General features: G+C 60.3%; 5 protein-coding genes and 4 pseudogenes. 6 read left to right on the forward strand and 3 right to left on the reverse strand.

Going from position 1 to position 6053, the window contains the following annotated elements; genetic code table 11:
- From GA0061105_RS31945 to tnpC, 4 genes are all read left to right on the forward strand, one after another.
- Positions 1-323: IS66 family transposase (locus tag GA0061105_RS31945; protein ID WP_141130274.1), on the forward strand; the 323-nt coding region annotated here is incomplete at its 5' end.
- Positions 324-365: 42 nt separating this feature from the next.
- Complete coding sequence (gene tnpA / locus GA0061105_RS31950) at positions 366-776, forward strand: IS66-like element accessory protein TnpA (RefSeq protein WP_077994909.1); 411 nt, start codon at positions 366-368, stop codon at positions 774-776.
- Positions 773-1120, forward strand: a complete 348-nt coding sequence (gene tnpB / locus GA0061105_RS31955; protein WP_008536947.1) for an IS66 family insertion sequence element accessory protein TnpB — start codon at positions 773-775, stop codon at positions 1118-1120. The genes tnpA and tnpB overlap by 4 nt, the downstream gene beginning before the upstream one ends.
- 45 nt (positions 1121-1165) lie before the next feature.
- Entirely contained in the window at positions 1166-2857 is a 1692-nt protein-coding gene (gene tnpC / locus GA0061105_RS31960) for an IS66 family transposase (protein ID WP_309506894.1), read from the forward strand.
- Between the two features lie 723 nt (positions 2858-3580).
- Here tnpC and GA0061105_RS34040 read toward each other — a convergent pair.
- Positions 3581-4678, reverse strand: a pseudogene (locus GA0061105_RS34040) (recombinase family protein); the annotation flags it as partial.
- Positions 4665-4844, reverse strand: coding sequence for a hypothetical protein (locus tag GA0061105_RS31970; protein ID WP_077994911.1), 180 nt, complete (start codon positions 4842-4844; stop codon positions 4665-4667). The pseudogene GA0061105_RS34040 and the gene GA0061105_RS31970, both read right to left, overlap by 14 nt.
- Before the next feature lie 306 nt (positions 4845-5150).
- On the opposite strand from GA0061105_RS31970, the pseudogene GA0061105_RS31980 reads away from it, so the two are divergent.
- Positions 5151-5381: pseudogene (locus tag GA0061105_RS31980) on the forward strand (transposase domain-containing protein); the annotation flags it as partial.
- A gap of 24 nt (positions 5382-5405) precedes the next feature.
- Positions 5406-5558: pseudogene (locus tag GA0061105_RS32245) on the forward strand (ISNCY family transposase); the annotation flags it as partial.
- Positions 5559-5787: 229 nt separating this feature from the next.
- Here GA0061105_RS32245 and GA0061105_RS33150 read toward each other — a convergent pair.
- Positions 5788-6053 (reverse strand): annotated as a pseudogene (locus GA0061105_RS33150) (hypothetical protein); the annotation flags it as partial.

Below are 6053 nucleotides of genomic sequence, written 5' to 3' on the forward strand. Positions count from 1 at the left end.
AGTCGAAGCTCGCAAAAGCGATCCGCTATGCCACCTCGCGTCGCTCCATCTTCGAACGCTTCCTTACCGACGGCCGCATCGAGCTCGACAGCAACATCGTTGAGCGTGCCATTAGGCCCCAGACGATCACGAGAAAGAACAGTCTCTTCGCCGGCAGCGATGGCGGTGGAAGGACCTGGGCGACTATCGCCACGCTCCTTCAGACGGCGAAGATGAACAACGTGGACCCGCAGGCTTGGCTCACCCAAACACTTGAGCGGATCGCCAACGGCTGGTCGAGCAGCGATCTCGATGCACTCATGCCGTGGAATTACGCGCGCTGAACGGTCTCAGCTTGCCGCTTACCAAACACTAGGAGTAGTCCTATGACGAAGCATCCGATTGAAGTGATCACGTCTGTCGAGCGCCGACGGCGCTGGTCTCGGGAAGACAAAGAGCGGCTTGTTGCGGCCTGCTTTGAGCCAGATGCGGTGCTTTCCGAGATTGCCCGTGCGGCCGGTATCCATGTCAGCCAGCTTTTCCGTTGGCGCAAGGAGCTTTGCCAAATCGAGGAGCCGAAGACGGAAATGGCGAGCACGTTGGTGCCGGTGATCCTGTCCGAGGCCGCGCCTCCAGCCACGCCCATTCCCTCGGGGCCGCCTGCCCCATCGCAGTCCCGCCGGAAGCGTAGCGATGTGACGATTGAGCTGGGTCGGGGCCGTCGTATTCGCGTGGACAGCGACATCGATACCGAGGCGCTGGGCCGCATTCTCGATGTCGTGCTGGAACGGAGATGATCCCGGTTCCGAGTGGTGTGAAGGTCTGGCTGGCGACAGGCCATACGGACATGCGCAAAGGCTTCCCCGGTCTATCGCTGATGGTGCAGGAGACGCTGAAGCGCGATCCGATGTGCGGACACCTGTTCGTGTTCCGCGGTCGCGGTGGTGGCCTGATCAAGGTCATCTGGCATGACGGCCAGGGAGCCTGCCTGTTTACGAAGAAGCTTGAACGCGGACGCTTCGTCTGGCCGTCGGCGGCAGATGGATCGGTGGTGATCACACCGGCGCAGCTCGGTTATCTGCTGGAAGGTATAGACTGGCGGATGCCGCAAAAAACCTGGCGACCGACGTCGGCAGGATGAGCAAAAGCACTGGAATGGCTGGGTCGAATATGATTCCATCCTACCATGAACGATGCGGCCGAACAGCTTCCTGACGATCTTGCCAGTGCGCTTGCACTGCTGGCGCAAGAGCGTGCCTGGCGTATGAAAGCCGAGGCGGAAGCCGCCAGTGCCAAGGCGCTCGTGTCACATTCAGAAGCGCTGATCGCGCGGTTGAAGCTGGAGATCGAGAAGGTTCGCCGTGAACTTTACGGCAGCCGGTCCGAGCGCAAGGCGCGACTTCTCGAGCAGATGGAGCTGCAACTCGAGGAACTCGAAGCCGACGCTGGTGAAGACGAACTGGCGGCGGAGATTGCTGCCAAGGCTTCTACAGTCCGGGCGTTCGAGCGAAAGCGTCCATCACGGAAGCCGTTTCCCGAACACCTGCCGCGCGAGCGCGTCGTCATCGCCGCCCCGACGAGTTGCCGCTGCTGCGGTTCCGCCAGGCTGTCGAAGCTCGGCGAGGACATCACCGAGACGCTGGAGGTGATCCCGCGCCAGTGGAAAGTCATCCAGACTGTGCGGGAGAAGTTCTCCTGCCGCGAATGCGAGAAGATCACTCAGCCGCCCGCACCTTTCCATGTGACGCCGCGCGGTTTTGCCGGGCCGAACCTGCTGGCGATGATCCTGTTTGAGAAGTTCGCCCAGCATCAACCGCTGAACCGCCAGAGCGAGCGCTATGGCCGAGAGGGGATCGACCTCAGCTTATCGACACTGGCCGACCAGGTCGGTGCTTGCGCGGCGGCGCTGAAGCCCATTCATTCGTTGATCGAGGCGCATGTTCTGGCCGCCGAGCGGCTGCATGGCGACGACACCACCGTGCCGATCCTGGCGAAAGGCAAAACCGATACGGGGCGCATCTGGACATATGTCCGGGATGACCGACCGTTCAGCGGGCAGTCACCACCCGCAGCTCTTTACTATGCGTCGCGGGACCGGCGGCAGGAGCATCCCGAGCGCCACCTGAAGACCTTCACCGGCATTCTGCAAGCGGATGCTTATGGCGGCTACAATCCCCTGTTCAAGGTTGACCGCGATCCCGATCCGCTGACGCAGGCACTGTGCTGGGCGCACTCACGCCGCAAGTTCTTTGTGCTCGCTGACATTGCCACGAATGCCAAACGCGGCAGCCGTGCCATGCCGATCTCGCCGCTGGCGCTGGAGGCTGTCAAACGGATCGATGCCCTGTTCGACATCGAGCGGGAGATCAACGGGCTTGCCGCCGACGAACGCCTGCAGCGCCGTCGCATCGACAGCCTCTCACTCGTCAAAGAACTCGAGGACTGGATGCGGACCGAGCGGGCAAAGCTGTCGCGCAGTTCTCCTGTCGCCGAGGCTATCGATTACATGCTGAAGCGTTGGGACGGCTTCACGTCATTCCTGGAAGATGGGAGAATTTGCCTGACGAACAATGCAGCCGAGCGGGCGCTGCGAGGCTTTGCCGGACCTGAGTCATTGTGCACTCCCTCTTTAAGTATCTGTAAACATTGGAAGCGTCTCGGTGTCAGCAATGCGACACGGGCGGCCCTTTCGGGCTATCGCGGCTTGGACGGTCGCCGAAGTCAGGTCGCTGGCCCGGATTTGATACGGCGCGCCGGGAACCACCTGCTCGGCAGACAACACGTTCGTCTTGATCAGGTGGCGTATTCGGTGGTTGGTCACGCCCAAAACCGCCGCCGCCTCTGTCATGGTCAGCCATTCGCCCTCTTTATCGGCTGATTTGTACGCGTGAATGGCCCGGACCCGCCTTACGGAAGCGACCCGGTGTGCAGTCCAGGTTTTTCCTTGCCCCGTGGGCATTCCCATTCGATTGAGCGACGCGGCGATATGTTCATCGGACCAGCGTCCTGCCATGCTCCGCATCACTGCCAAAGCATCTTCCGTTGTGGCGCACCCGTGTTCACCCGTCTGGGGCTTGCGAACCTTGAGCTCCGAATGCTGACCGCCTTTCCAATGGATGGTCAGCACCACGTCGCGCACCTCATCATCGACATCGACAACAATGTCGGCGATCAATGTACGTAGCAGTTGCTGGCGCACGCGCATGGTGACATCCGGCGACTCCCAGGCCGCCTGCAGATTGTCGGCGAGGTTTGCGAAAGTGCCTGGGTCAACTTCGATGGTTGAAGGACTTTCGGTAGGCCTGCGCACTTCCAGATCACGGACGCGGCGTAGCGCCGTTTCCCAATTCTTCTCAAGCTGTGCAGCTATCAGGCGGTTGTCGGGATCGCATGCCGCATAGCGGCGCTCGGCGAGGCTAGCCTCGTAGCGGGCCTGTTGTAGCTCCAGATCGTGAATGTGGCGCTGGTCTTCCTGTCGCTCCCGGTGCATCCGCTCTGCTTCAAAAGTCGCCTCGATCGCTAATGGTTCTACCGCGCGCAACAACTCGCGCGCAACCGCCGCATCGACCTTCGAGCCGCCGAACGTCATGCAACGGGGCAAGCCCATCATCAGGTTCTGTTTATAGCAGCGATAGACAGGATTTTGTGGATTTCCCGTATAGGCAACACTCAGTCGCCGTCCACACCGTCCGCAGGTCAGGAGACCTGATAATAATGCTTTGCCGCCGCGGCCCGATTTAGTCCCACCCGAGCGGCCATAATTATTGAGGGCCAGTTGCTGTTGGTTACGCTCGTATTCGCCCCAACTAATGTAACCTTCGTGATGGTCCCGGATCATCACCTCCCAGCTACCGACGGGCTTGCCGTGCCCGTAACTGCGCCGAGCCCGTCCATCGACGATGGCAGTCCGCTTCTCGCTCTTCCCATAGACGTAAACGCCGGCGTAGAAGGGGTTTTTGAGGATGCCGATCACATTGCGATAACGTACTGGCATCCATACGAAGTTGGTCATGCGCCCTTCATCCGACGGCCGAGGGAAGTGAATCTGATCTTTCGTCATCGACAGCAGCACCTGACGCGCGCTTCCAAGGTCGTGGAAGCGGGCGAAGATGGATCGAATTACCTCTTGCAGACGCAGATCAGGATCGAGCCCAAGCCCGGCCTCCCGATGCCAAATGTAGCCGAACGGAACGGAAAGTCGCAGTTCGCCACGGCGCGCCTTCGACCTGGCGGCATCGAGCATCCGGGCTCTCAGCACGCCCAGTTCGAACTCGCTGATACTGCCCTTCATTCCCAGCAGCAGCCGATCGTTGGGTCGACATGGATTGTAGACGCCGTCATGGTCAATGACGCGGGCTTCGACCAGGCCGCACAGTTCGAGCAGGTGATGCCAGTCCCGACCGTTGCGCGCAAGCCGTGAAGCATCGAAGCAGAAAACGGCACCAACTTTGCCGGCGCACAGTAGGGCGACGAGACGATCGAAGCCCGGACGGGCGACGGTTCCGCTGGCAGAGCGCCCGAGGTCGTCGTCGATCACCTCGACGTCGCTGAAGCCGTGGTGTCGCGCAATGTCAACAAGATCATACTGCCGTCGCTGGCTTTCCAGATTGGTTATAACCTGCGACTGCGTGGATTGCCGCACATAAACGACGGCCTTGCGCGCGAGCAGCGCTGTCGGAATCAAATCAGTGCTGGTCATCGTTGACCTCCTCGACGACGAGGCCTGCGGCCTGCATCAGCAGGCAAGCCAGCGTTGAAATCGCCTTCTTGCGTTCCTTGTCGCTCAGTCCGTCGAGCATCCGAGTTTTGAATATCAGGTCGAGCTGCCGGCCCGACGCCGGCACCAGCGTATTGCGGGATCTCATCATGGTCCTCCTGAGTGATTCTACGTCCACTTCGGAAGGGTGCCGCTTTGCTGCCGCCAGAGACCAGCCTGTTCAATTCGATTAGCGTCGCAAGATCGACGCGTGGCGTTCCCATGGTCATGCCGCGGCAGACCACGGGATCGATCATCCACCCTGAGATCGCGATGACGACACCTGTCGGCCCCAGAACCTTCAAAAACCGGCCTGTCGCTCGTTCTTCGACGCGACGAATGGAAACCTTCTGGCCAAAATGTGGATGCCAGCGATAGTGAACCTCGACTTCATCGCCGACATGGGCAGAATGAACGGGGCATTGCTCTCGGAAGGAAGTCATGGCTCTTCGCCGGATCGGATCGTGGTGCTGATCGCGCAGCCTTCATGGCGACGCTGATCATGAGCGCAAAGCTCAACGACATCGATCCGCAAGCCTGGCTTGCTGATGTCCTCGCCAACATCGCTGACACGCCGACGAGCAAACTGGAACAATTGCTTCCGTGGAACTGGACGCCGACGGCGCTGGATGCTCAAGCGGCCTGACCTGCGTCCTTCACCGGATGCTTACAGCAATCGAAGCCTGTGGTAAAGAGCAATAGCGAGAAGAACGGCTATGTGCGACGGGCTCACGGTCCGGGACGGCGGAAGGATTTTACGAACGATCCGGCCGTCATCGAACGCCGTAAAGCTGCGCTGGCAAAGCGCGATGCTGCCGAGTGAGGCGTCGATCGCATCGTCTTAAAGCTAAAGCCGATGGGTGCCCCTCACCCGCCCCCGCTCCGCCCTTTCAACCCGGCCCAGCCGGTCGGATCGGGGCTGATCATCAGAGCCAGCGTCGCGTTTGTAACTGGCTGACAATGTCGCCCCTCTAATCAGCTTTGACAGCAATTGTAACCGCAAAGTTAGAATGTAAGAACGACTGGCATCTATTGCTCGATCCATCTCCACCCTATTGCTGGAAAAGGTAAATGTCGTTCTCCATGCCTGATGGCCCCAGAGTGGCCGTGTAGGGCACACCATGGATAGTGATGCTGGTCTGGGGGTTGTCCGCGCTCGGCAGCAACTCAAGCCAGGACATTGCAAGCCGAAGGCCAGCCGGTGCCGGTTGATTGCGGTGTTGCCAGCTCGGAGGGACAGCTTCTCCCAAGTCGTCCACAGGCAGCGTGTACTGTGGGGTGCCGAAGATCGATGCCCCCAAGCTTTGCTCCCATGGTG

Source organism: Rhizobium aethiopicum, from assembly GCF_900094625.1.
Classification (GTDB): Bacteria; Pseudomonadota; Alphaproteobacteria; order Rhizobiales; family Rhizobiaceae; genus Rhizobium; species Rhizobium aethiopicum.